The organism is Collinsella sp. AK_207A (assembly GCF_902501965.1).
Lineage (GTDB): Bacteria > Actinomycetota > Coriobacteriia > Coriobacteriales > Coriobacteriaceae > Collinsella.
Genome location: NZ_CABWID010000014.1, coordinates 235,562 through 259,052, shown reverse-complemented (window position 1 = coordinate 259,052; position 23,491 = coordinate 235,562). Strand labels below are relative to the sequence as shown.

22 protein-coding genes and 4 tRNA genes are annotated in these 23,491 nt (G+C 65.7%); all 26 read left to right on the top strand.

Annotated features, from left to right (window positions below):
* Positions 1 to 4 precede the first annotated feature (4 nt).
* Entirely contained in the window at positions 5 to 1,369 is a 1,365-nt protein-coding gene (locus GDJ97_RS04665; protein WP_152070037.1) for an RIP metalloprotease, read from the top strand.
* A 69-nt stretch (positions 1,370 to 1,438) separates the two neighbouring features.
* A complete protein-coding gene (gene ispG, locus GDJ97_RS04660; RefSeq protein ID WP_152070036.1) occupies positions 1,439 to 2,500 on the top strand; it encodes a flavodoxin-dependent (E)-4-hydroxy-3-methylbut-2-enyl-diphosphate synthase in 1,062 nt (353 codons plus the stop codon).
* A gap of 289 nt (positions 2,501 to 2,789) precedes the next feature.
* Positions 2,790 to 4,523 (top strand): proline--tRNA ligase, encoded by a 1,734-nt coding sequence (locus GDJ97_RS04655; protein WP_193221311.1) that lies wholly within the window; start codon positions 2,790 to 2,792, stop codon positions 4,521 to 4,523.
* A gap of 103 nt (positions 4,524 to 4,626) precedes the next feature.
* Positions 4,627 to 4,702, top strand: a tRNA-Ala gene (locus tag GDJ97_RS04650).
* A gap of 10 nt (positions 4,703 to 4,712) precedes the next feature.
* Positions 4,713 to 4,788, top strand: a tRNA-Ala gene (locus tag GDJ97_RS04645).
* A gap of 46 nt (positions 4,789 to 4,834) precedes the next feature.
* Positions 4,835 to 4,910 (top strand) — tRNA-Ile (locus GDJ97_RS04640).
* A 395-nt stretch (positions 4,911 to 5,305) separates the two neighbouring features.
* On the top strand, positions 5,306 to 6,211 hold the full coding sequence (locus GDJ97_RS04635; protein ID WP_152070035.1) for a LysR family transcriptional regulator: 906 nt from the start codon (positions 5,306 to 5,308) through the stop codon (positions 6,209 to 6,211).
* A 111-nt stretch (positions 6,212 to 6,322) separates the two neighbouring features.
* A complete protein-coding gene (locus GDJ97_RS04630; protein WP_152070034.1) occupies positions 6,323 to 7,450 on the top strand; it encodes a 5-methyltetrahydropteroyltriglutamate--homocysteine S-methyltransferase in 1,128 nt (375 codons plus the stop codon).
* A gap of 119 nt (positions 7,451 to 7,569) precedes the next feature.
* Positions 7,570 to 7,644 (top strand) — tRNA-Val (locus tag GDJ97_RS04625).
* Between the two features lie 54 nt (positions 7,645 to 7,698).
* Entirely contained in the window at positions 7,699 to 9,732 is a 2,034-nt protein-coding gene (locus GDJ97_RS04620; RefSeq protein ID WP_152070033.1) for an ABC-F family ATP-binding cassette domain-containing protein, read from the top strand.
* A complete protein-coding gene (locus tag GDJ97_RS04615) occupies positions 9,719 to 10,015 on the top strand; it encodes a hypothetical protein (RefSeq protein WP_152070032.1) in 297 nt (98 codons plus the stop codon). The genes GDJ97_RS04620 and GDJ97_RS04615 overlap by 14 nt, the downstream gene beginning before the upstream one ends.
* Before the next feature lie 9 nt (positions 10,016 to 10,024).
* Positions 10,025 to 10,711, top strand: coding sequence for a site-2 protease family protein (locus GDJ97_RS04610; protein ID WP_152070031.1), 687 nt, complete (start codon positions 10,025 to 10,027; stop codon positions 10,709 to 10,711).
* Between the two features lie 52 nt (positions 10,712 to 10,763).
* Positions 10,764 to 11,564, top strand: coding sequence for a ScpA family protein (locus tag GDJ97_RS04605; RefSeq protein WP_152070030.1), 801 nt, complete (start codon positions 10,764 to 10,766; stop codon positions 11,562 to 11,564).
* Between the two features lie 4 nt (positions 11,565 to 11,568).
* The gene (gene scpB, locus GDJ97_RS04600; RefSeq protein ID WP_152070029.1) at positions 11,569 to 12,276 is read left to right on the top strand and encodes an SMC-Scp complex subunit ScpB; all 708 of its coding nucleotides are present in this window, start codon (positions 11,569 to 11,571) and stop codon (positions 12,274 to 12,276) included.
* Between the two features lie 64 nt (positions 12,277 to 12,340).
* Positions 12,341 to 13,057 carry a pseudouridine synthase gene (locus GDJ97_RS04595; RefSeq protein WP_152070106.1) on the top strand — a complete coding sequence of 239 codons (717 nt, stop codon included), beginning with the start codon at positions 12,341 to 12,343 and terminating at the stop codon, positions 13,055 to 13,057.
* Positions 13,058 to 13,273: 216 nt separating this feature from the next.
* Positions 13,274 to 13,957, top strand: a complete 684-nt coding sequence (gene cmk / locus GDJ97_RS04590; protein WP_152070028.1) for a (d)CMP kinase — start codon at positions 13,274 to 13,276, stop codon at positions 13,955 to 13,957.
* Between the two features lie 2 nt (positions 13,958 to 13,959).
* A complete protein-coding gene (locus tag GDJ97_RS04585; protein WP_152070027.1) occupies positions 13,960 to 14,685 on the top strand; it encodes a lysophospholipid acyltransferase family protein in 726 nt (241 codons plus the stop codon).
* 2 nt (positions 14,686 to 14,687) lie between these two features.
* On the top strand, positions 14,688 to 15,524 hold the full coding sequence (gene ispH / locus GDJ97_RS04580; RefSeq protein WP_152070026.1) for a 4-hydroxy-3-methylbut-2-enyl diphosphate reductase: 837 nt from the start codon (positions 14,688 to 14,690) through the stop codon (positions 15,522 to 15,524).
* 7 nt (positions 15,525 to 15,531) lie between these two features.
* On the top strand, positions 15,532 to 16,935 hold the full coding sequence (locus tag GDJ97_RS04575) for a DUF512 domain-containing protein (protein WP_152070025.1): 1,404 nt from the start codon (positions 15,532 to 15,534) through the stop codon (positions 16,933 to 16,935).
* A 32-nt stretch (positions 16,936 to 16,967) separates the two neighbouring features.
* Positions 16,968 to 18,305 carry a ribosome biogenesis GTPase Der gene (gene der, locus GDJ97_RS04570; protein WP_152070024.1) on the top strand — a complete coding sequence of 446 codons (1,338 nt, stop codon included), beginning with the start codon at positions 16,968 to 16,970 and terminating at the stop codon, positions 18,303 to 18,305.
* Positions 18,306 to 18,312: 7 nt separating this feature from the next.
* Entirely contained in the window at positions 18,313 to 18,963 is a 651-nt protein-coding gene (gene plsY, locus GDJ97_RS04565; protein WP_152070023.1) for a glycerol-3-phosphate 1-O-acyltransferase PlsY, read from the top strand.
* 45 nt (positions 18,964 to 19,008) lie between these two features.
* Positions 19,009 to 20,013 carry an NAD(P)H-dependent glycerol-3-phosphate dehydrogenase gene (locus GDJ97_RS04560; protein WP_152070022.1) on the top strand — a complete coding sequence of 335 codons (1,005 nt, stop codon included), beginning with the start codon at positions 19,009 to 19,011 and terminating at the stop codon, positions 20,011 to 20,013.
* Between the two features lie 42 nt (positions 20,014 to 20,055).
* Positions 20,056 to 20,733, top strand: coding sequence for a ribulose-phosphate 3-epimerase (gene rpe, locus GDJ97_RS04555; RefSeq protein ID WP_152070021.1), 678 nt, complete (start codon positions 20,056 to 20,058; stop codon positions 20,731 to 20,733).
* Positions 20,734 to 20,738: 5 nt separating this feature from the next.
* Complete coding sequence (locus GDJ97_RS04550) at positions 20,739 to 21,896, top strand: cysteine desulfurase family protein (protein ID WP_152070020.1); 1,158 nt, start codon at positions 20,739 to 20,741, stop codon at positions 21,894 to 21,896.
* A 39-nt stretch (positions 21,897 to 21,935) separates the two neighbouring features.
* Complete coding sequence (locus GDJ97_RS04545; RefSeq protein ID WP_152070019.1) at positions 21,936 to 22,745, top strand: Nif3-like dinuclear metal center hexameric protein; 810 nt, start codon at positions 21,936 to 21,938, stop codon at positions 22,743 to 22,745.
* Entirely contained in the window at positions 22,742 to 23,491 is a 750-nt protein-coding gene (locus GDJ97_RS04540) for a zinc ribbon domain-containing protein (protein WP_152070018.1), read from the top strand. The genes GDJ97_RS04545 and GDJ97_RS04540 overlap by 4 nt, the downstream gene beginning before the upstream one ends.

Sequence of the window (23,491 nt, the reverse complement as noted above, 5' to 3'; positions counted from 1 at the left end):
TTTCATGACCGCGATTATCAACGTGCTGACGACCATCTTCTGGGGGGTCGTCGTCCTGTCCGTCCTCGTCTTCGTGCACGAGGGCGGTCATTTTCTCGCCGCCCGTGCATGCGGCGTTCGCGTAACCGAGTTCTTCCTGGGCTTGCCGTGCCGCTGGCGCCTCTCGCGCGCATCCAAGCGCATCGGCACGCGGTTCGGTGTGACGCCGCTCCTGCTGGGCGGCTACGCGGCGATCTGCGGCATGGACCCCGACAACCAGCCCCTTGCCGCGCCCGTGCTCTCGGCAATCCACAGGCATGGCACCGTGTCCGTGGACGACCTCGCTGCCGAGCTCGATGCCTCGCCCGAGGACGTGATGGATGCCTGCGTGCTCTTGCTCGGCTGGGGGTCCATCGCCCCCGTCTACGATGCCGATAAGGGCGAGCATCCGGGGAGCGCCTACTATCCCACCGCGTACGCTGCCATGCCGCGCGACGCGAAGGGCAACACGATCTTCGACGGTCGGGCATTCGACCGCGCCCACGCCACGCGAGAAGGCGAGGCCTGGGAGTGCCCCAAGACACCGGAGGCGTTTCTCGCCGACGAGCGTTCCCACACCTATCAGGGCAAGGGTTTCTGGGCGCGCGCGCTCATGCTCCTTGCGGGCATCGGCGTGAACCTCCTCACCGGCTTCCTCATCATGATGTTCGCTTATTCCGTGCTCGGCGTTCAGGTGACCGTGGACACGAACGAGATCGGTGGCTTCACCGCATCGTCCGCCGCCCAGGAGGCCGGCCTCCAGACGGGTGACACCATCACCGCCGTCAACGGTGCGGACGTCTCCTCGTTCACCGATATCGTCTCCGCCCTCCAGGGTACGAAGGCCGGGGAGACGGTCGAGCTTACCTATACGCACGATGGCGCCGATGAGACCGCGCAGGTGAAGCTCAACGACGAGGGGCTTCTGGGCATCACCGCCAAGGTTGAGACGCAACGTCTCTCCGTGGTCGATTCCGCACGGATCACCTGGGCCTACATCGCGGGTACCGCCGAGGGCGTGATGCAGATGCTCCAACCGGCTCATACGATGGAGGTCCTCGACAACTCGACCTCGATCGTGGGCATCTCCGTGATGTCCGCGCAGGCGGCCGAGAGCGGACCCTCGACGCTCCTTTCCTTCGCCGCGCTCATCTCGTTCTCGCTCGCGTTCATGAACCTGCTTCCCATCCCGCCGCTGGATGGCGGCAAGCTGCTGATCGAGGTCATTCAGGCCGTCTCGCGCCGACAGGTTCCCGTTCGCGCGCAGACCTACCTTTCGTACGCGGGTGTGGCGCTCTTCGGCATCCTGTTCATCTATATGCTGCGCACCGATATCCTGCGCTTCTTGTAGGGGTCCGACTATCAGCCGGTGTCCAACGCACGCGCTCTCAAACCGAAACCATCACAGAAAGGCATTGCCATGGGTAAGCTCCCGTGCGAATTGACGCGCCCCGTTCAGGTGGGCGATGTGACGATCGGCGGGGGAGCCCCCGTGGTGGTGCAATCCATGACCTGCACCGATACCCGCGACGCCGACGCCACCCTCGCCCAGGTACGCGCGCTCGCCGAGGCCGGCTGCGACATCGTGCGCGTCACGCTTCCCGCGGCCGACGCCGTGGCCCCCTTCGCCCGTATCTGCGAGGAGAGCCCCGTGCCCATCGTCGCCGACATCCATTTCGATTACCGCCTTGCCATCGCCGCAGCACGTGCTGGGGCAGCGAAGCTTCGCATCAATCCCGGCAACATCGGCGACTGGGCCAAGGTCGACGCGGTCATCGATGCGGCGGGGGAGTACGGCTGCGCGATCCGCATCGGCGTGAACGCCGGCTCGCTCCAGAAGGACGTGGTAGAGCGCCAGGACCTCACGCAAGCGGAGAAGCTCTGCGCCTCAGCCCTTGCCTTCGTGGGGCATTTCGAGCAGCGCGGGTTCACCGACATCGTGCTTTCCGCCAAGGCGCATAGCGTCATGACCACGCTCGAGACCTACCGCGCCCTCTCGCGCGAACTGCCGCAGGTTCCCCTGCACCTGGGCGTCACCGAGGCCGGCGGCATCCGTCAGGGCACTATCAAGAGCTCGATTGCGTTGGGGGCCCTGCTCGCCGAAGGCATCGGCGACACCATGCGGGTCTCGCTCACCGCCGATCCCCTCGAAGAGGTGCCCGTTGCCTGGGGCATCCTACAGGCCGTCGGCGTTCGCCGGCGTGGCCCCGAGATGGTGAGCTGCCCCACCTGCGGGCGCACCCAGGTCGATCTGGTCGCCATCGCCGACGAGGTGGAGCGCAGACTCCAAGCCTGCAAGAAGCCCATCTCCGTGGCCGTTATGGGCTGTGCCGTCAACGGACCGGGCGAGGCTGCCGACGCGGACATCGGCGTTGCCTGCGGCAAGGGGCAGGCGCTCCTGTTCCGCCATGGCGAGGTTATCCGGAAGGTCCGCGAAGACCGGATCGTCGACGAGCTCATGGCCGAGATCGAGAAGCTGTAGCCCTGCCTGCGCCGGGTGCCCGGTGGCCCCGGTGTCGTCTGCTCCGTCCTCGCGAGACGGGAAAACGCTCTGCTCGCCCCTCAGGAACGCTCCGAACGGTTATGCCCCCATGCTTTCAGGTGGGACGGGTCGGCGTCACGTTCCCGGAGGCGAGCAGGGCGTCTCCTCAGCTCGCTGCGGAATGCCGCATACGCCACCGGGACCGTCGGGCATCCGGCACCGGAGAGGTACGTGCGATAACCGTGCTATCATGCAGAACCGTCTAAATCAACGCTGACAGGGGAGAGCCATGTCCAATAAAGTGAAGACCGCCAACGTGCGGATGTCCGCGATGTACGCCCCCACGCTCAAAGAGGATCCCGCCGAGGCCGAGTTGGCGAGCCATCGTCTGCTGCTGCGCGCCGGCTTTATCCGCAAGCAGGCAGCTGGCCTCTATAGCTATCTTCCGCTGGCCTGGCGCTCGCTCCGTAAGATCGAAGCCATCGTCCGCGACGAGATGGATGCCGCCGGTGCACAAGAGCTGCTCATGCCGATTCTTACCGACGCGGAGCTCTGGCGCGAGTCGGGTCGCTGGAACGCGTACGGACCCGAGCTCATGCGTCTTCACGACCGTCACGAGCGCGACTTCGTGCTCGGTCCCACGCACGAGGAGACGGTCACCGACCTCATCACCAACGAGCTCAAGAGCTACAAGCAGCTCCCGGTGAACCTCTACCAGATCCAGGACAAGTTCCGCGACGAGATGCGCCCGCGCTTCGGCCTCATGCGCGGCCGCGAGTTCATCATGAAGGACGGCTATTCCTTCAACGCCACGCAGGAGAGCCTGCAGGAGACCTACGACGCCATGAAGGCCGCCTACGCCAACATCTGCGAGCGCTGCGGCGTGAAGGCGCTGCCCGTGGTGGCCGACTCCGGCCAGATCGGTGGCGACACCTCCGTTGAGTTCATGGCGCTCGCCGACGCAGGCGAGGCCGCGCTCGTATACTGCGATGACTGCGGGTTCGCCGCTGACGAGGAAGCCGCCACGACGAATGTTGCCGTGCTCGACGGCCCCGGCAACGCCGAACTCACCAAGATCGAGACGCCGCACTGCGGCACCATCGCCGAGCTTGCCGCGTTCCTGAAGGCTCCCGAGAACGCCACCGTCAAGTCGCTCTGCCTCATCGATGGGGAGGGTAAACCGGTTCTCGCACTGGTACCCGGCGACCACGAGCTGAACGATTGCAAGGCCGAGCACGTCTTCGGCGAGTACCACCTGATGAGCGATGAGGAACTTGAGGAAAATCACCTGCACAAGGGGTTCATCGGGCCGGTGAACCTGCCCGAGGACATCCGCATCGTCTGTGATGAGTCGCTCAAGCACGCCACGAGCTGGGGTTGCGGCGCCAACGAGGTCGGGTATCACTACGTCGGCATCGTTCCCGGTCGCGACTTTACGCCCGATGCGTGGGCGGACCTCATCACCGTGCACGAAGGCGATCCCTGTCCCCATTGCGGGCATGCGCTGACCGGTGCCCGCGGTATCGAGGTGAGCCAGGTATTCCAGCTCGGCACCAAGTACTCCGAGGCCATGGGCGCTACCTTCGCCGACGAGAACGGCGAGGAGAAGCCCTTCCTCATGGGCTGCTACGGCGTGGGCGTGTCCCGTACGCTGGCGGCCGTGGTAGAGCAGCACAACGACGAGCACGGCATCATCTGGCCCGTCTCCATTGCGCCGTACGAGGTCTCGCTCATCCCGCTCGACCCCGGTAAGGAGCCTTGTCAGGAAGTCTGCGACAAGCTCTTCGCCGAGCTGCTCGATGCAGGCGTGGAAACTGTGGTGGACGACCGCAGCGAGCGTCCGGGCGTCAAGTTCGCCGACAACGACCTCATGGGCTTCCCGTATCAGATCATCCTGGGCAAGCGCGGGCTCAAGAACGGGACCGTTGAGCTCAAGGATCGTGCGACGGGTGAGCGCGAAGACGTGGCGATCGACGAGGTTGTGGCCAAGGTCGCGGCGCTCGTCGAGGCGCAGCGCGCCTAGGGTTTTCGGACCAGGGAACGCGGGTGGCATGGTCGCTTCAAAATCTTTGAAAATAACCTTGCATCCACGCCGCGGTTCCCGTATAGTATCCCTCGCACCAAATGGGGGCGTAGCTCAGCTGGGAGAGCGCTTGACTGGCAGTCAAGAGGTCAGGGGTTCGATTCCCCTCGTCTCCACCATTGGTTGTCTGGGGGCGTAGCTCAGCTGGGAGAGCGCTTGACTGGCAGTCAAGAGGTCAGGGGTTCGATTCCCCTCGTCTCCACCAGAGTAAGTTACAGGCTCCGAAGCGATTCGGAGCCTGTTTCGTATTCGGGCTCTTGGCGCAACGGTTAGCGCAGGGGACTCATAATCCCTGGGTTCTGGGTTCGAATCCCGGAGGGCCCACCATGATTCATTTGATAGAGGCTCCGGAAACGGGGCCTCTATCCTTTTGTGGCTACGTTTCTGGTGGCGTAAGTCGGCTTTCTCGTTGCCGTCGAGAGATAAACGCTAAAGTGTAGAGTTTTACCGCGCCCGTCCCTGTAGCCAGCCATACAACAAGAAACCCGCAGGCCCCTGACCTGCTGGTTTCTTGTTGTACCTATTGCCCTATCAGGCAACGGCATCCAAAACTCTACACTTAAGCGTGTATCTCCTCTCAACCGGTAATCCCATCCAGCAAGCGGCGCGTCTACGCTCGCATCAGCCTTCATAACATGAATCTAGCCCGCTCCATCTGTCACAATGGCAGCGGGCACAGCATCTCTGTCGCACCGCATCAGCCGCCTCGCCAAGGAGTCCCCATGACCTTGACCCAGCTCAAGTACATCCTCGCCATTGCCCGCACCGGGTCCATGAGCGCCGCGTCCAAGGAGCTATTCGTCTCCCAGCCGAGCCTCTCCACCGCCGTGCGCGAGCTTGAGGACGAACTCGGCATTGAGATCTTCAACCGTACGAGCAAGGGCGTGGTCCCCACCACCGACGGCGAGGAGTTCCTCGGCTACGCTCGCCAGGTCATCGAGCAGACGAGCCTGATTGAGGAGCGCTACGCCGGCAATGCTCCCGTGCGGCACCGCTTCTGCATCTCCGCACAGCACTACAGCTTCGCCGTCGAGGCTTTCGTGGAGCTCATCCGCGCCCATGCGGGCGACGAGTACGACTTCCGCATCCGCGAGACGCAGACCTACGAGATCATCGAGGATGTTGCCCGCCTGCGTTCCGAGGTGGGCGTCCTCTACCTCAACGATTTCAACCGTGAGGCCCTCATGCGCGCCTTCAAAGACAACGACCTCGTCTTCCACCCGCTCTTCCGCGCCGAGCCCCACGTGTTCCTGGGCGCCGGCAACCCGCTCGCGGGGCGCGCTTCTGTCACGCTCGATGACCTTGCTCCGTATCCGCGCCTTTCCTACGAGCAGGGCGAGCACAACGCGTTCTTCTATGCCGAGGAGCTGCAGAGCACCCGCGAGTGCGCCAAGGACATCGTCGTGCGCGACCGCGCCACGCTCTTCAACCTGCTCGTGGGGCTGAACGGCTACACGATCTGCTCGGGCGTCATCTCGTCGGAGCTGAACGGACCGAACATCGTCTCCGTCCCCCTGGATGTTGACGACTATATGGAGCTTGGCTATCTCACGCATTCCCGCATCGCGCCGGGCCGCTTCGGAACGCTCTATATCGATGCTCTTAAGCGCCTTACCCTGCGTCTATAGACAGAGCCTATAGCCGAATATCGACAACATATATTTCCCACGGGAATGGTGGGCTGGTAAGGTTCCCAAGACCTTAGAACAAGGACTACGAACCTAAGGAGATAGATTTCCATGACCCAGCACGCACCCTTTCGGTACGACTACGTCGGCAGCTTCCTGCGCCCGGACGTCCTGAAGCAGGCCCGCGCCGACCATGCCGCCGGCTACCTCGACGACGTCCAGCTGCGACTCGTGGAGGACGTCGCCATCCGCGACCTCGTGAAGAAGCAGAAGGCCGCGGGCTACCACGTCATCACCGACGGCGAGTTCCGCCGCAGCTACTGGCACCTTGATTTTATGTGGGGGCTCACCGGCATCTCCCACAGCGTGGCGGACGCCGGCTACCAGTTCAAGGACGAGGAGACCACGGCCGACACCGCCGTCGTCACCGGCCCCATCTCCGGTGAGAACCATCCCTTCGTGCGCGACTTCATTTTCCTGAAGCAGTTCGAGGAGGAGGGCGTCATCGCCAAGCAGACACTCCCGGCGCCCATCCAAACCTACTCCGAGGTCACCCTCGAGCGCGTCGCCGGCCAGCAGCAGAGCCTTCGCGCCGTCTACGCCACCAATGAGGAGCTCGCCGATGCTATTGCCGCAGCCTATCGCACGGTGCTCCTCGAGCTCTACGCGGCCGGCTGCCGCAACGTGCAGTTCGACGACTGCACCTGGGGCATCTACTGCGATAAGGACTTCGCCGCGAAGACCGGGCTGACGCAGATCAACCTCAAGACGGTGAGCACCCTCGGTGTGGAGCTGAACAACAAGGCGCTCGCCGGCCTGCCCGATGACCTGACCGTGACCACCCACGTGTGCCGCGGCAACTACCATTCCACCTACGCCTTCACCGGCGGCTACGACCCGATCGCACCGTACCTCTTCGCCCACGAAGACGTGGATGCCTTCTACCTGGAGTTCGACGACGCCCGCTCCGGCAGCTTCGCCCCGCTGGCATACGTTCCCGAGGGCAAGAAGGTGGTGCTCGGCCTCATCACCACCAAGAGCCCCAAGCTCGAGGATAAGGAAGCAGTGAAGGCCCGCATTCAGGAAGCTGCCAAGTACGTGCCCCTGGAGAATCTGTACCTGTCCCCGCAGTGCGGCTTCGCCAGCTGCGAGATCGGCAACAAGCTGACGGAGCGCGAGCAGTGGGCCAAGCTCGATCTGGTTCGCGAGATCGCGCAGGAAGTCTGGGGCGATCGGTAGGGGAAGCGGCATGGCGCAAGGCGTTTGCCAAGGCAGGCGCATGACTTTGCCAACTTAGAAATTCTTTGTTGGCTTTGCCGAAATGCTGTGCTATTATCTTTTCTCGCCGAAAGGCACACGGGCGTTTGGCTCAGGGGTAGAGCACATCCTTCACACGGATGGGGTCACAAGTTCAAATCTTGTAACGCCCACCAGAGCACAATGGGGAGTCGCGCAAGCGGCTCCCTTTTTCTGTAGGAGCTGAAGACATGATTCTCCTCGCCGACAAGATCGAGAAGAGCTTTGGCAGCCGGGTGCTGTTCCAGGGAGCCACCATCCAGATCAACAAAGGGGAGCGCTACGCGCTCGTTGGCCCCAACGGCGCCGGTAAGACCACCATGCTGAAGATCATCATGGGCATCGACACGCCGGATGCGGGATCCATCCAGTATGCCAAGGACGTGCAGGTGGGGTACCTGGAACAGGAGACCAAGCTTGCGAGCGACCGCGCCGTGATCGACGAGGTGATGGACGCCGCCACCGAGATCCAAGCGCTGGGGCGTCGCGCGGAGGAGCTGCAGGCGCGTATCGCCGAGGAGGCCGACTCGCCCGATCTGGACCAGTTGCTCGGCGAGTACGGTCAGGTGCAGGATCGTTTCGAGCACCTGGGCGGTTACGAGCTCGAGGCGAATGCCCGCCAGATCCTCGCGGGCCTCGGCTTTCCCGTTGACGAGTTCGACAAACCCTGCAAGGAGTTTTCGGGTGGCTGGCAGATGCGCATCGCACTCGCCAAGCTCTTCCTCCGGCACCCGGACCTGCTGCTCCTGGACGAGCCCACCAACCACCTGGACCTCGAGAGCGTGCAGTGGCTGCGCGGGTTCATCGCCGGCTACGACGGCGCCGTGCTGCTCGTCTCCCACGACCGCGCGTTCATGGATGCCTGCGTGGACCACGTGGCCGCGCTCGAGAACCGTCGCGTGACCGTCTACACCGGCAACTACTCGAGCTACCTCAAGCAGCGCGAGGATAACCTCGAGCAGATGCGCGCCAAGCGCGCGGCGCAGGAGCGCGAGATCGCCCACATGCAGGTCTTCGTCGACAAGTTCCGCTACAAGCCCACCAAGGCCGCCCAAGCCCAGGAGCGCATGCGTCGCATCGAGGAGATCCGGCGCGAGCTCGTGATCCTTCCCGAGGGACACAAGCGCGTGACGTTCAAGTTCCCCGACCCGCCCCGCTCGGGCGACATGGTTGCCAAGCTCGAGGGCGTATCCAAGGCCTTTGAGGACAAGACCGTCTACACCGACGTCGATCTGACCCTCTACCGCGGCGACAAGGTGGCGCTCGTCGGTCCCAACGGCGCCGGCAAGTCCACGCTGCTGAAGATCCTGCTGGGCCAGGAGGCCCCCACCACGGGCACCCGCGAGCTCGGGTTGCACGTCGGCGTCGCCTACTACGCCCAGCACCAGCTCGAGGGCATGGCCGAGGGCAACACCGTGCTGCAGGAGATCGACTCGGTCGCCCCCAAATGGACGAGCTCCCAGGAGCGCAGCCTGCTCGGCGCCTTCCTCTTCCACGGGGATGACGTGGAGAAGCAGGTCCGCGTGCTCTCCGGCGGCGAGCGGGCGCGCCTGGCGCTCGCCAAGATGCTCGTGGCACCGGAGGCCCTGCTCTGCCTGGACGAGCCCACCAACCACCTCGACATCGACTCCGTGGACATGCTCGAGGACGCGCTCAAGAACTTCCCCGGCACCATTGTGCTCATCAGCCACGACGAGCACCTGGTGCGCGCCGTGGCGAACCGCGTGATCGACATCCGCGACGGGCGCGTGACCGTGTACGACGGCGACTACGACTACTACCTCTTCAAACGCGAGGACCTGGCCGCCCGCGCCGCCGCGGCGGCAGGGGAGAGCCAGGCGCCCGCAACCCGTACCTCGCCTGCTCCGGCTGCGCCGGCGGCGAGCGTGCCCCGGACGCACTCCGCCGCCGACGCCGCGCCTGCCGGCAAGAAGACCCGCGAGCAGCGCCGCGCCGAAGCCGAAGCCCGGCGCGCGCTCAACCAGCGGCTCAAGAAGGTGAAGGACCGCCTGGCAAAGGTCGAGCGGGACATGAGCGTCAAGCGCGCCCGCTATGACGAGCTCATGGAGTTGATGGCCTCGGAGGAGCTTTACGCCGACCAGGAGAAGTTCTCGGCCGCGCTTGGGGAATACAACAAGCTCAAGCAGGAGCTTCCGGCTCTCGAGGACGAGTGGCTGGAGCTTTCGTCCACGATCGAGGAGGAGACCGAGCGTGCAGGGGCGTAGAGCGGGGGCCGTGGCCCTCATGGTCGTGGCCTGGGCGGCGCGCGTGTGCGCCATCGCGCTCTGCGCCCTCACGGTCGTCCTCTGCTTCAGCGGGCTCTCGGCGCATCTGAATCTCGTCGGGTTCGTGGTCGATCTCTCTCGCGCCCTTCCGAGCGTCATCGCCGGGTACGGGCTCGTCGCCACGCCGATGGGTGGGGTGTTTCGCCTCGATTTCGCCATCGTGGCCGGCCTCCTGTTCCTGCTGGACTATCTCTGTACCCGCATCTCGCGGGTGCTTCGCTAGGAGGTTCCCATGGGGCTCTCGCTCGAGGACATACCCTTCGTGCTGCTTCAGCTCGCGGCCCTGCTCATCGGGCTCGTCGTGCACGAGAGCGCGCACGCGTTCGTCGCCTACCTGCTGGGCGATCGGACCGCGCGCGAGCAGGGGAGGATCAGCCTGAACCCGCTCAACCACATCGACCCCTTCGGCACCGTCGCCCTCCCGCTGCTCATGCTGCTGGCGGGCGGGCCCGTCTTCGCCTTCGCCAAGCCGGTTCCGGTCTACCTTGGCAACCTCAGGCATCCCAAGCGCGACGAGGTGCTCGTCTCGCTCGCCGGTCCCGCCTCGAACCTGCTGCTCGCGGTGCTTGCCGCGCTCATTATGCGCGGCGTGGGCATCGCGGACGCAACCGCCGGCATGGGGGAGGTCGCGCCCGGACATCTCGTCTACTTCCTCTACATCGCCATCTTCATGAACTTGTCGCTCTGCTTCTTCAACCTCATCCCGCTGCCGCCGCTCGACGGCTCCTCCATCTTGGTGCCGTTCCTGCGCGGACGCGCGCTCGAGCAGTACTACAAGGTCCAGCGCTACTCCATGCCCATTCTGCTCACCGTGCTCTACCTGCTCCCCATGGTGCTGAACATCGACCTCGTTTCGCTCTACTTCGACGTCACCGTCTACCCGCTCGCCTCGCAGCTGGTTTCCTTCGGCATCGGATGATTGCGCTACACTTGCTCAGGTCTATCAGCACACGCACCATGAGGGGGTTCCGGTGAGCTATCGCGTGACGACGCAGGCCTATTCCGGGCCCTTCGACCTGCTGCTGCAGCTCGTTTCGCGCCAGAAGGTGGATATCGGGTCCATCTCCATCGCGGAGGTTGCCGAGCAGTACCTCGAGGAGGTTGAGCGCCTGCAGAGCCTCGACCTCGACGTTGCGAGCGATTTTCTCCTCGTTGCCGCAACCCTGCTCGAGATCAAGGCCTCGAGCCTGGTTCCCGACGACGCCCCGCGCGTTGTCCTCGATGAGGAGGACGAGGCCGAGTACGACGCGCTTGACGGTGATGCGCTGCGCGAGGTGCTCATCCAGCGGCTCATCGCCTACAAGCAGTTCAAGGGGGCGGCCGCCGCGCTCGGCGCCCGCATGGAGGCGGAGAGCCGCATGCACCCGCGCGTGGCCGGGCCCGATCCCGAGTTCATGAACCTCATGCCCGACTACCTGTCCGATATGACCCTGCGCGGGCTCGCCGTGATCTGCGCCGACATCGACGGCAAGCGACAGAAGTTCCTGCTCGAGGCCGAGCACGTGGCCCCGCACCGGCTCCCCCTCGAGCTCACCGTCGCCTCGGTGGACCGCGTCACCATCAGCAAGGGAACCACGACCTTTCGCGACCTGCTGGACGGCGAGGCCACGGTCGAGCAGGTCGTTGCCACGTTCCTCGCCATTCTCGAGCTCGCCAAGCGCGGTTCGGTGACGCTCGAGCAGGACGAGAACTTCGGCACCATCACCATCGATCGCGTGGAGGGGGCGCCTGCCTACCAACCCGGCGAATCCCTTGCCATAGAGGAGGACTGACCGCATGGCAGATCTGGATACCCTGAATCCCAACTCGCTCAAGGGGGCGCTCGAGGCCATGCTCCTCGTCTCCAGCGACCCCGTGTCCGCGAGCGCGCTCGCCAAGATCCTCGACGTGACGCCCGGTGAGGTGGCGTCGCTCCTCGCTGAGCTCAAGGTCGAGTACGAGGAGGCTAACCGGGGCTTCCAGCTCCGCGAAGTCGCCGGTGGCTGGCGCCTCTTCACCCATCCCGCCTACCATGAGCAGGTGGAGGCGCTCGTCCTTTCCTGGGACACGCAGCGGCTCTCACAGGCGGCGCTCGAGACGCTCGCCGTCATCGCCTACCACCAGCCCGTCACGCGCGAGATGGTGAAGGGCATCCGCGGCGTCAACTCCGATGGCGTGATCTCGTCCCTCGTGGAGAAGGGCCTGGTGCGCGAGATGGGCCGCGATCCCCAGCGGGGCCAGGCCATCATCTACGGCACCACCAACGCATTCTTGGAGAAGTTCGGCCTCAAAAGCACGCGCGAACTGCCTGATCTTGAGCAATTCGCCCCCGACGAGGAGAGCCGACGCTTCATTCGCGAGCGGCTTTCGGGGCGCACCATCCAGTCCACGCTCGAAGAGACCCAAGAGGATCTGGACGAGGAGCGCGAGCTGATCGACGGCACCGGAGATGACGATGATGACCTCTACGTCATCGGCGACGCCACGAACGAGAACGATGAATAGGGAGACGAGGGACGTGTCCGATACCGAAGTCCGCGTCCACGAGGGCGATGAGCGCCTGGTTCCCATGCGCTTACAGCGATTCCTGGCGCGCGCCGGCGTGGCGAGCCGTCGCGGCTCGGAGGACCTGATGACTGCCGGACGCGTGACGGTGAACGGGATCGTGACGCGGGAGCTGGGCAGCAAGGTAGACCCCGCCGTCGACGAGGTGGCCGTCGACGGGCGCCCGGTGCGCCTGGGCGCCGGCGCCGCCTATCTCATGCTTAACAAGCCCGCGGGCTACCTGACCACCATGCGCGACCCCCAGGGAAGGCCCTGCGTGGCCGAACTCATGCCCTGTGACCGCTATCCCGGGCTCTTCCCCGTGGGTCGCCTCGACCTCGACACCACGGGCCTCCTTCTCTTCACCACCGACGGGGATCTTGGCCAGCTCCTGCTGCATCCCTCGCACCATGTGTGGAAGACCTACGAGGCGCTCGTGGACGGACGGATGCGGGAGCGGGAGCTCGATCCACTCCGCGACGGCATTCGGCTCGACGACGGACCCTGCCAACCCGCCCGCTGCCGCATCCTGGGAGCAGGGGACGAGCCGGCCACCACCTGGGTGGAGGTCTCGATCCACGAAGGCCGGAAGAACCAGGTGAAGCGCATGCTCGGAGCCGTTCACCACCCCGTCCTCTCCCTCCACCGTCGAAGCTTCGGCCCCCTGGAGCTCGGAGACCTCGAACTCGGTTCCTGGAGAGAACTGACCGCCGAAGAAGTCTCATCCCTCCGGAATCGTTAAAGAATCAACCAGAACATCCCCCTGCGATGCGAACCTTCTGCCGTGCCTTCGATTGGGCATGGAACGCGGCCGCCGGCCATGTCCGCAGCGACACCCCGCCGCGAACTGCGCAAACGGCGAAGACGTTTGCCAGTCTCGCGAGGACTGGGCGCAGGGCATGACCGATGCCAACAGCTCAGGTACAATCGACCTACAAGAGAGAATCGAGGAACCCCCATGATTGTTGCCATCGACGGGCCCGCCGGTTCGGGCAAGTCCACCATCGCACGCGAGGTCGCGGAGCGCTACGGCTTCGAGAAGCTCGATACCGGCGCGCTCTACCGCACCTGTGCCGCCGTCTGCGCCGACGAGGGCGTGGAGCTCGACGACGAGGCCGCGGTGGTCGACCGCTCCCGCGAGATCGACATCCGCTTCGATGCCCACGGCGAGGCTACGAGAATCTCCGCCGACGGGCGCGACGTTTCCGATGAGATCCGCACGCCCCGCATCGATCGCATCGTCTCCCAGGTCTCCGCGTACCCCGGCGTCCGCGAGGCCATGCTGCCCGTGCAGCGCCGCTTTGCCGAGGGCCGGGATGTGGTCGCCGAGGGACGCGACATCGGCACCGTCGTCTTCCCCGAGGCCGACCTCAAGGTGTTCCTCACGGCCGACCCCCGCGAGCGAGCGCGCCGTCGCGTCCTCCAACGCCATGAGCACGATGCGGAGGCGCCGAGCGCCGAGGCCATCGAGGCCGAGGTCGACCAGACCCTCGCCGACCTCGAACGCCGCGACGCGCTCGATTCCTCCCGCGCCGTCGCCCCGCTCGAGGCCGCCGAGGACGCCGTGCACATCGACTCCACCGCCCACACGATCGACCAGATCGTCGAGCGCGTGGGCGAGCTCATCCGGGAGAGGCGGTAGCCATGGCGCATTGGTCGCCCGATGACTACGCCGACCGTGGCATGCGCGAGTTCCCGCTGGGCAGCCGCATGGTGCTTGCCTTCGTGGTCGCCGTGCTCTGGGTCTTCTCCAAGCTCATGTGGCGCTGGCGCATGCAAAACGCGGATGAGCTCCTACCCGAAGCCGGCGCCGAGACCGGCTCCATCATCATCTGCAACCACACTTCCATGGCGGAGGTCGTCGCGATCTACGTGCACGAATACACCCATGGCCGCCGCGTGCGCGCCATCGCCAAGAGCGAGTTCTATCGGACGGGCATCGTCGTCTGGCTCTTCTCGCGTGCGGGCACCATTCCCGTGGACCGAGGCACCGCCGACATGCGCGCGCTCCGTCGCGCCCAGCACGCGCTCAAGCGAGGCGAGGACGTGCTGATCTTCCCGGAGGGCACCCGTATCCGCACCGATGACCAGCCGGTCGAGATCCACGGCGGCTTCGCGCTTATGGCCCAGATGGCGAAGGCGTCGGTGGCGCCCATGGCCGTCTGCGGCTTCCGCGACATCACGCCCAAGGGGAAGCACATCATGCGCCCGCGTACCTGCTGGATGCGCGCTGGCGAGAAGCTCTCGCTCGATGACGCCCCCGCCTCGCTCAAGCGGCGCGATCGCCTGCAATGGCTCGAGGACGAGGGCATGCGCCGCGTCTACGAACTGCGCGATGCCCTGCAGGCCGAGCATCCGGGGAGGAAGTAGCCGTGACCCCGCGCATAGAGATCGCCCGGCACGCCGGCGTGTGCTACGGCGTCGAGCGCGCGCTCGAGCTCGCGCATCGCGCCGGCGCGGATGCACTGCCGCCCGTTCACACCCTGGGCCCGCTCATCCACAACCCCCGCGTGGTGAACGAGCTCGAGGAGGCCGGTGTTCAGATGGCGAATCGCCTTGAGGACATCCCTGCCGGCGCCGTCATCATCCGTGCCCATGGCGTGGCTCCGGCCGTCGAGGACGAAGCGCGCGAGCGCGGTCTCTCCGTGCTTGACGCGACCTGTCCCTACGTCAAGAAGGTCCACGTTGCCGCTGAGCGCCTGCGCGCCGCAGGCTACCAGGTCATCGTCGTGGGCGAGGCGGGTCACGCCGAGGTCGAGGGCATCATGGGACATGCGGGGGAGGGGGCCGTGGTCGTCTCTGGGCGTGAGGACCTCGATGGCCTGAAGCTCGCCCCCAAGGTGGGCGTCGTGGTCCAGACCACGCAGACCGACGAGCGCCTTGCCGCCGTGGTCTCGGCGCTGCTGCCGCGTACCCGCGAGGTCCGCGTCGTGAACACCATCTGCAAGGCCACGCACGAGCGCCAGGAAAGCGCCGCGGAACTTGCCGCCCGCGCCGACGTGATGGTCGTCATCGGCGGCAGGAACTCCGGCAACACCCGTCGCCTCGCGCAGATCTGCGCCGCGGCGTGCCCGCGCACGTACCACATCGAGTCCGCCGACGAGATCGACCCCTCCTGGTTCGTGGACGCCGAGCTGGTCGGCGTCACCGCCGGCGCATCCACGCCGGAGCGCCATATCCGCGAGGTTATCGATCGCATCGGACGCTGATCGCATCATGGCCGAGTTTGGAACCTTCGCCGACTACGGGGCGACCAATCGCGCCGCCTGGGGATCGGTCCCCTTCCACGGCGGGCCCGTGACCGCCGTGCGGCCCGAATCCCCCGCTGACGACGCCGGTATCGAACCCGGCATGTTCGTCGCCAGCGTGAACGGCCAGCCGCTCACCGACATGATCGTCTGGCTCTGGGAGGCCGACGAAGACGAGGTGGAACTCGAGGTCTTCGACCCGCGCGACCAGACGCTCGCCTCCACCGTGCTCGAGCGCTATCCGGGCGAGGACTGGGGCCTCACCTTCGGGGACGCCGTGTTCGACGGCATGCGCACCTGCGTGAACGCCTGCGTCTTCTGCTTCATGACCATGCTGCCCAAGGAGAGCCGTAAAACCCTCTCGATCCGCGACGACGACTACCGCCTCTCGTTTCTCCAAGGCAACTTCGTCACGCTCACCAACATGTCGGACGAGGACGTGGTGAACGTGATTCAGAAGAACCTGAGTCCCATGAACGTCTCGGTGCACGCTATCTCGCCGGATGTCCGCCGGCGGCTCATCGGTCGAAACGCCGCCCGCGGCATCGAGGTGCTCGAGCGGCTTATGGACGCTGGCATCGAGATCCACGCCCAGGTGGTGCTCTGCCCCGGTCTGAACGACGGTGAGGAGCTCGCCCGTACGCTGGCCTATTGCGAGGAGCATCCCCAGGTCACGAGCCTGGGCATCGTCCCCCTGGGCTTCACCAAGCATCAGAAGCGCTTCTCTACCTCCTACTCCGATGACCCTGCCTCCGCCCGCGCCGTCATCGAGCAGGTTCGTCCCTATCAGGACCGCGCGTTCGAGCGCTTCGGTCGGCACACGTTCCAGATGTCCGACGAGTTCTACCTCGCCGCGCACGTCGACCCGCCCGAGGCCGACTTCTACGACGGCTATCCCCAGTTCTACGACGGGATCGGTATGATCAGAGCATACTTGGACGAGGCCGAGGCGCTTCTTGCGGGCGAGCGCGAGCGACTGGACGCGGTGCACCGTGCGCTTGCGGACGAGGGGAGACGTCTCCTCGTGGTCTCCGGAGCCGCCGCCCAGGGCACGGTCGCCCGGCTCGTGGAAGCGCCTCCGCTTCTGGGCGAGGTACGCGCGATCGAGAACCGCTACTTCGGCGGCAACGTGGACGTGACGGGGCTCATCTGCGGCGGCGACCTTCTGGACCAGCTGCCGGGGGCGCTTTCCGGCCATATGGTCATTCTGCCGGACGTCATGTTCAACGCCGACCGCCTGACGCTGGACGGGTATCATCAAGACGCCCTTCTGCGGGAGCTCGAAGGGCGCGGGGCGAGCATGCTCGTCGCCCCCACGATGCCGGGCGACCTCCTCGATTCGCTGGAGCGGACCCTCGGCATCGAACGCTGATGTATAAGACTTTGTAAGGAGCCTTGAAGTACATGAAACCCATCGTCGCGATCGTCGGACGCCCCAACGTGGGCAAGTCGACCCTCGTCAACCGCCTGGCCCAGACGCAGGACGCCATCGTGCACGAGAGCCGCGGGGTCACGCGCGACCGCAGCTACCATGAGGCCGACTGGAACGGCCGCTCGTTCACCATCGTGGACACCGGCGGCATCGAGCCACTCAAGTCCGAGGACATCTTCTCGGGTTCCATTCGCGACCAGGCGCTCGCCGCCTGCGAGGAGGCGGCCGTCATCCTCTTCGTCGTGGATGGGTCCGTGGGCGTGACGGAGGAAGACGAGAGCGTGGCGCGCATGCTCAAGCGCGTGAAGACGCCCATCTTCCTGCTCGTGAACAAGCTCGACAACCCCGCACGCGAGGACGAGGCAACCTGGCCGTTCTACTCGCTCGGCATCGGCGAGCCGCGCCCGCTCTCCGCCCTGCACGGGCATGGAACCGGCGACCTGTTGGACGAGGTCGTGGCGCTACTGCCGCCCGAGGAAGAAGAGGCCGAGGCCCCCGTCGACGACGGCATCCTCTCCGTCGCCATCATCGGGCGCCCGAACGCGGGCAAGAGCTCGCTCTTCAACAAGATCATCGGGTCCGACCGCTCGATTGTCTCGAACGTCGCCGGCACCACGCGAGACGCGATCGACACCGTGATCGAGCGCGGTGAGCGCAGCTACCGCCTCGTCGACACCGCGGGCATCCGAAAGAAGTCGACCGTCTACGAGAACATCGAGTACTACTCCATGGTACGCGGCCTGCGCGCCATCGACCGAGCCGACGTGGCCCTGCTCGTGGTGGACTCCGCCACCGGCATGACGGAGCAGGACCAGAAGGTGGCGAACCTTGCCATCGAGCGCGGCTGCGCGCTCGTGATTCTCCTCAACAAGTGGGACCTCCTGCCCGACGACCATGCCCGCGAGCAGGTCATGGAGACCGTGGCGCGCCGTCTCACGCTCGCGCCTTGGGCGAGCGTGTTGCGCATCTCCGCGCTCACCGGCCGCTCCGTCGAGAAGATCTGGGCCCTCGTGGACGCGGCGGCGGAGCATCGCGCCTCGCGCATCCCCACGGCCAAGTTGAACCAGTTCCTCACCGAGCTGCGCGAGTTCGGTCACACGGTGGTCGACGGCAAGCGCCGTCTCAAGATGCACTACGCCACACAGGTCGCCGTGAACCCGCCCACCTTCGCCTTCTTCGTGAACGCCCCCGATCTGGTGACCGACAGCTTCCGTCGCTACGTTGAGAACCGCCTGCGCGCCAAGTTCGAGCTCGCCGGTACGCCGGTTCGCCTGCATTTCCGTAAGAAGAACGAGGGTAAGGAGGCGTAGGGCGACCATGGATTCCGAATCGATTCGCCTTATCGCGTTCATCGTCGTCTCGTATCTGGTGTGCGGCATCCCGTTCGGACTCATCGTCGGACGGGTGCTCGGCCATAAGGACATCCGCCAGGCGGGGTCCGGCAACATCGGCACCACCAACGCGCTCCGCGTGGCGGGACCCAAGGTGGCAGCCATCACGCTTCTTTTCGACGTGCTCAAGGGCTGCATCTGCGTGGCGCTCTTCCGCCATCTCTCGGGCATAGCCCCAGGCGACGCCCTGGACTGGCACGTCGCGCTCGTCGCGCTCGCGTGCCTCTACGGGCACGTGTTCAGCCCGTACCTGCGCTTCCACGGCGGCAAGGGCATCGCCACGGGCGTAGGCATCCTGTTCGGCTTCTCCTGGCCGCTCGCGCTGCTGCACCTCGCGATCTTCATCGTGCTCGTCGCCCTCACCAAGCTCGTCTCCGTTGGATCCATCGCCACGGCCGCGGTGGTACCGCTCACCATGTGGGCCTTCTTCCCCCAGACCACGCCTGGCGCCCTCGCCATCTGGGCGCTCTTGGGCTGGACGGTCGTCTGGGCGCACAGGGGCAACATCCGCCGCCTGCGCCAGGGCACGGAATCCAAGCTGAGCTTCACCAAACGCGTCACCACGCTCGATAAATAACCGGGGGATACGGGGAGACCCGCCTCGCCTCGAAAGGAGTTCCTGATGAAGATTACCGTCATCGGCGCCGGTTCGTGGGGCACCGCGATTGCCGGCGTCGCTGCCCAGCGCGCCGACCAGGTGGTGATGTGGTCCCATGATGACGCGTCCACCGCGGGCATCAACAAGCGGCACGTAAACCCCCTCTACCTCTCGGGTTACGAGCTGCCGGGGAACGTGACCGCTACCGGAAGCTTCGAGGAGGCCCTCGCCGGCGCGGACGGCGTCATCGTCGTCGTACCTTCGCCCTTCCTGCGCGCCACCATGCACGAGGCCGCTCCCTACGTGCCCGAGAAGACCCCTGTGCTGGTGCTCACCAAGGGCATCGAAGCCGACTCCGGCATGCTCATGACCGACGTCGTGGCTGAGGAGATCGGCGCGCCTGAGCGCGTGGCGGCGCTCTCCGGCCCGAACCATGCCGAGGAGGTCTGCCGCGGCTGCCTCTCCGCCGCCGTGATCGCGAGCGAGGACGAGGATTGCGCCCGCTTCTTCCGCGACCTCCTGATCTCGCCGACCTTCCGCCTCTACCTCAGCCACGACACCGTTGCCATCGAGACCTGCGCCGCGGTGAAGAACGTCATCGCCATCGTCTGCGGCATCGCCGCGGGCGCTGGGTACGGCGACAACACGCTCGCCATGATCATGACCCGGGGCATCGCCGAGATCAGCCGCCTCGTGCACGCGCAGGGCGGCGACCCCATGACCTGCATGGGCCTCGCGGGCATGGGCGACCTCGTCGTAACCTGCACCTCGCACCATTCGCGCAACCGGACCTTCGGCGAGGCCTTCGCGCACGGCGAGAGCCTGACGGACTACCAGGCGCGCACCCACATGATCGTTGAGGGCGCCGTCGCCGCGCGCTCGGTGAGTCAGCTCGCGCGCTCGCTGAACGTGGACCTTCCCCTGACCTTTGCCCTCGATGAGACGCTGTACCACGGGCTCGCGGTGGACGACGCCCTCAAGATGCTCGTCGAACGCATTCCCAATTCCGAGTTCTACGGTATCGACTAACGCGCGGGGTCCATCCGCACGCACCGAGAAAGGCGACGCACCATGGCCGACAGCATCAGAATCGCCCCGTCCATCCTCTCAGCCGATATGGCCAACCTTCAGCGCGATCTGGACCGCATAGCCAACGCCGACTTCATTCACTTCGACGTCATGGACGGTCACTTCACCGGTAACCTCACCTTTGGCGTGGACGTGCTGAAGGCCGTCAAGCGCGTGAGCGACGTCCCGGTGGACGTCCACATGATGGTGACCGACCCCGACCATATGGCCGATTGGTTCGCCGATGCCGGCGCGGACATCATCACTGTGCACTGGGAGGCCTCCACGCATCTCAACCGCACGATCCGCCACCTTCAGGAGCGCGGCGTGAAAGCCGGCGTGGTGCTCAACCCCGCAACACCCGTCTGCCTGCTCGAGAGCGTCATCGAGGACGTGGACATGGTGCTGCTGATGAGCGTGAACCCCGGCTTCGGCGGACAGCGCTTCATTCCCGGTACCTTGTCCAAGCTCCGTGAGCTCCGCGCCCTCTGTGAGCTCCACGGGGTCGCGCCCATGATCGAGGTTGACGGCGGCGTCTCAGCCAAGAACGCCGCGCAGGTGGTGGAGGCGGGCGCCGACGTGCTCGTCGCCGGATCCGCCGTGTTCGGTTCCGATGACCCCGCCGCCGAGGTCGAGCTCCTGCGCGCGATCGGCACGGCTGCGCTCAGGGGAGCTGAGTAACCAGCATGGAAAAGCTCGTCAACCTCGATTACGCTGCCTCCACGCCGATGAGGCCGGAGGCCGTCGCCGCCCAGCGCGCATATGACGAAAGCGCGTACGCGGGCGCAAATCCCAACTCGCTCCACACGCTCGGCCGCGCGGCCCAGACGAGGCTCGAGGAGGCGCGGCGAGCGATCGCGTCCACCTTCGGTTCGCGCACCCGTCCGAGCGAGGTCGTCTTCTGCGGGGGCGGCACCGAGGCCAACGCGCTCGCCCTGTTCGGCATGGCCGAGGGCATGCGGCGCCAGCATCCGCAGCGCACGCGCGTCATCGTCTCGGCGATCGAGCACGATTCCATCTTGGACAACCTGCCCCGCCTGCGTGACTGGGGCTTTCAGACCGAGCTCGTCAAGCCCTGTCGCGCGGGATACGTCGAGCCGGCGGCGCTGGAAGCCGCCCTCGGCGACGACGTGGCTCTGGTCTCCGTCATGCTCGCCAATAACGAGACGGGCGTCTTCCAGCCCGTCCGCGAGCTCGCCGCGTCGGCGCATCGAGTCGGTGCGGCCTTTCACGCTGATGCGGTGCAGGGATGGCTTCACACGCCCTTCGACGTCGCTTGCCTCGGTGTCGACGCCCTTTCCGTGGCCGGGCATAAGATCGGCGGCCCCGTGGGCATCGGTGCGCTCTACCTCAAGGGGCGCACCCCGTTCTCGCCGCAGTTGCGCGGGGGAGGGCAGGAGGCCGGACGCCGACCGGGCACCCAGGACCTGCGAGCCATCGTGGGCCTGGAGGGGGCAGCCCTCGCCTGCCATGCGCGCCTGGAAAAGGATGCGCGCCGCGTGCGCGAGCTCGCCGATGGCCTCTACGCGCGCCTGACCGTTTCAGACAAGATAAAAGCCTCCATGGGAGACCCCGCTGCCGTGGACCGCCTGCCCGGTATCGTCTCCATCACGGTCGACGGCTTCGAGTCCGAGGAGCTGATCCTCAAGCTCGATGCCGCGGGCTTCGAGGTCTCCGCGGCGAGTGCCTGCTCCTCGGGCTCCCTCGACGCGAGTCATGTCCTCACCGCCATGGGCGTGCCGCGCGAGCAGGCGCTCGGCTCCCTCCGCATCTCCTTCGATGACCGCGCTGATCCGGCCGACCTGGATCGGTTTGCCGACGCGCTGCTGCAGATCGTCTGCTAAAACGGGCTCGCGAAGATTGACCGGAAGGGGCCGATAACCATGAACGTAGGGGAACTCGAGGAACGGCTGCTCCGGCTTTTCCCACGCACCGATGCCGAGAACTGGGACCATGTGGGCCTCTCCGTCGGCGACCCCGATGCGCCCGTCGCCCGCGTTGTCGTTGCGCTCGATGCAAGCGAGGAGAACGTGCGCGAGGCAGCTGAGCTGGGTGCCAATGTGCTCCTGACGCACCATCCGGTGTACATCAAGGCGCCAGCCGCGTTCACGCCGCGCTCAGATGCCGCTCACACCGCGCCGGCTGCCACGGTGTACGCCGCCGTAAAGCTCGGCGTCTCCATCATCTCGCTTCACACCAACCTCGACCGGAGCCTGGATGCGCGACGGCTGCTTCCTTCGCTCACAGGGCTTACGGCCATCTCTTCGCTCGAGCACGCCGAAGAGCCCGAACGCACTGGCTTGGGAGCGATCGCCGAAGCGGACGGCCTCGACCTGCAAACGCTCGCTGCGCGCTGCGCCGCCGTCTTCGGAACCGATCCGCGCATCTGGGGGAATCCAAACCTCGCGCTCCAGCGCGTGGCTTTCCTCGGCGGCTCTCTCGGAGACCTGGGCGAGCTCGCCCTCGCTGCCGGCGCTGACGCGATCGTCTGTGGCGAGGCGGGTTACCACGTGTGCCAGGACCTCTCCCTCAGGGGCTGTTCGGTCATCTTGCTCGGGCACGACCGGTCGGAAGAGGTGTTCGTGAATATCTTGAAGGACGCGCTCGCCCGTACTGGCGTGTCCGGGGATTGCATCGCTACAATAGAGCATCCAATGCAATGGTGGACACTGACAAGGGGAGATCGCTCATGAGCTTGGGACGCAACCTACTCGACCTGCAGGAACTCGACCTGGGCCTCATGCGCGACCGAAAGACCCTTGAAGAGCTGCCCGAGGTGCGCGACCTTGCCAAGCGTCGCCGCGCCTACGCCAAGCTCAAGCACGAGGCCACGGGCATCCTGGCACGTCGCAAGGATCTTGAGACCGACCTCGCCGATCTTGACGAGGAGGAGCGTACCTGCAAGGAAGATATCGCCGCCGCTCAGGCGGGAGTGGACGGTTCCGATTACCGTTCCGTTCAGGAGCTCGAAATCAAGCTCTCCTCGCTCGCCAAGGAGCTCGACAAGATCTCGTTCGCCCGCGAGCGCACTCAGGAAGACTTGCAGCAGGTTCAGCTCGAGGAGCAAGAGAACCGCGCCCACATGAAGGTTGTGGGCGACGCCATCCTACAAGGTGCCGAAACCGCCCGCAACCGTGCTTCCAACCTTCGAGCGGGCATCGACGACGCCGAGAAGCGGCGTGCGCGCCTGGTGGAGCAGATCGGTCCCGAGATGGCAGTCCGGTACGACACCGCCTACAAGCGTTTCAACGGCCTTGCGGTGGAAAAGCTCCTGCAGGAAGAGGTCGGTCGCGGTCGCTCTAAGACGGTCCGCTGGATGCCGAGCACCTGCCGCATGGCGCTCCAGCCCTCCTCCGTAGACGGGCTCGCGCACGCCGGCGAGGTGGGGGAGTGCCCCTACTGCCACCGCATCCTCGTCATCAAAACGGACGAGGAGTAG

What these genes read in the sequence shown, in the direction of transcription:
- GDJ97_RS04630 (WP_152070034.1), top strand. Translation starts at nt 6,323, where the DNA reads ATGACCCAGCACGCACCCTTTCGGTACGACTACGTCGGCAGCTTCCTG.
- der (WP_152070024.1), top strand. Translation starts at nt 16,968, where the DNA reads ATGAAACCCATCGTCGCGATCGTCGGACGCCCCAACGTGGGCAAGTCG.
- GDJ97_RS04545 (WP_152070019.1), top strand. Translation starts at nt 21,936, where the DNA reads ATGAACGTAGGGGAACTCGAGGAACGGCTGCTCCGGCTTTTCCCACGC.
- scpB (WP_152070029.1), top strand. Translation starts at nt 11,569, where the DNA reads ATGGCAGATCTGGATACCCTGAATCCCAACTCGCTCAAGGGGGCGCTC.
- GDJ97_RS04655 (WP_193221311.1), top strand. Translation starts at nt 2,790, where the DNA reads ATGTCCAATAAAGTGAAGACCGCCAACGTGCGGATGTCCGCGATGTAC.
- plsY (WP_152070023.1), top strand. Translation starts at nt 18,313, where the DNA reads ATGGATTCCGAATCGATTCGCCTTATCGCGTTCATCGTCGTCTCGTAT.
- GDJ97_RS04610 (WP_152070031.1), top strand. Translation starts at nt 10,025, where the DNA reads ATGGGGCTCTCGCTCGAGGACATACCCTTCGTGCTGCTTCAGCTCGCG.
- GDJ97_RS04560 (WP_152070022.1), top strand. Translation starts at nt 19,009, where the DNA reads ATGAAGATTACCGTCATCGGCGCCGGTTCGTGGGGCACCGCGATTGCC.
- GDJ97_RS04585 (WP_152070027.1), top strand. Translation starts at nt 13,960, where the DNA reads ATGGCGCATTGGTCGCCCGATGACTACGCCGACCGTGGCATGCGCGAG.
- rpe (WP_152070021.1), top strand. Translation starts at nt 20,056, where the DNA reads ATGGCCGACAGCATCAGAATCGCCCCGTCCATCCTCTCAGCCGATATG.
- GDJ97_RS04665 (WP_152070037.1), top strand. Translation starts at nt 5, where the DNA reads ATGACCGCGATTATCAACGTGCTGACGACCATCTTCTGGGGGGTCGTC.
- GDJ97_RS04550 (WP_152070020.1), top strand. Translation starts at nt 20,739, where the DNA reads ATGGAAAAGCTCGTCAACCTCGATTACGCTGCCTCCACGCCGATGAGG.
- GDJ97_RS04595 (WP_152070106.1), top strand. Translation starts at nt 12,341, where the DNA reads ATGCGCTTACAGCGATTCCTGGCGCGCGCCGGCGTGGCGAGCCGTCGC.
- GDJ97_RS04540 (WP_152070018.1), top strand. Translation starts at nt 22,742, where the DNA reads ATGAGCTTGGGACGCAACCTACTCGACCTGCAGGAACTCGACCTGGGC.
- ispG (WP_152070036.1), top strand. Translation starts at nt 1,439, where the DNA reads ATGGGTAAGCTCCCGTGCGAATTGACGCGCCCCGTTCAGGTGGGCGAT.
- GDJ97_RS04620 (WP_152070033.1), top strand. Translation starts at nt 7,699, where the DNA reads ATGATTCTCCTCGCCGACAAGATCGAGAAGAGCTTTGGCAGCCGGGTG.
- cmk (WP_152070028.1), top strand. Translation starts at nt 13,274, where the DNA reads ATGATTGTTGCCATCGACGGGCCCGCCGGTTCGGGCAAGTCCACCATC.
- GDJ97_RS04575 (WP_152070025.1), top strand. Translation starts at nt 15,532, where the DNA reads ATGGCCGAGTTTGGAACCTTCGCCGACTACGGGGCGACCAATCGCGCC.
- GDJ97_RS04635 (WP_152070035.1), top strand. Translation starts at nt 5,306, where the DNA reads ATGACCTTGACCCAGCTCAAGTACATCCTCGCCATTGCCCGCACCGGG.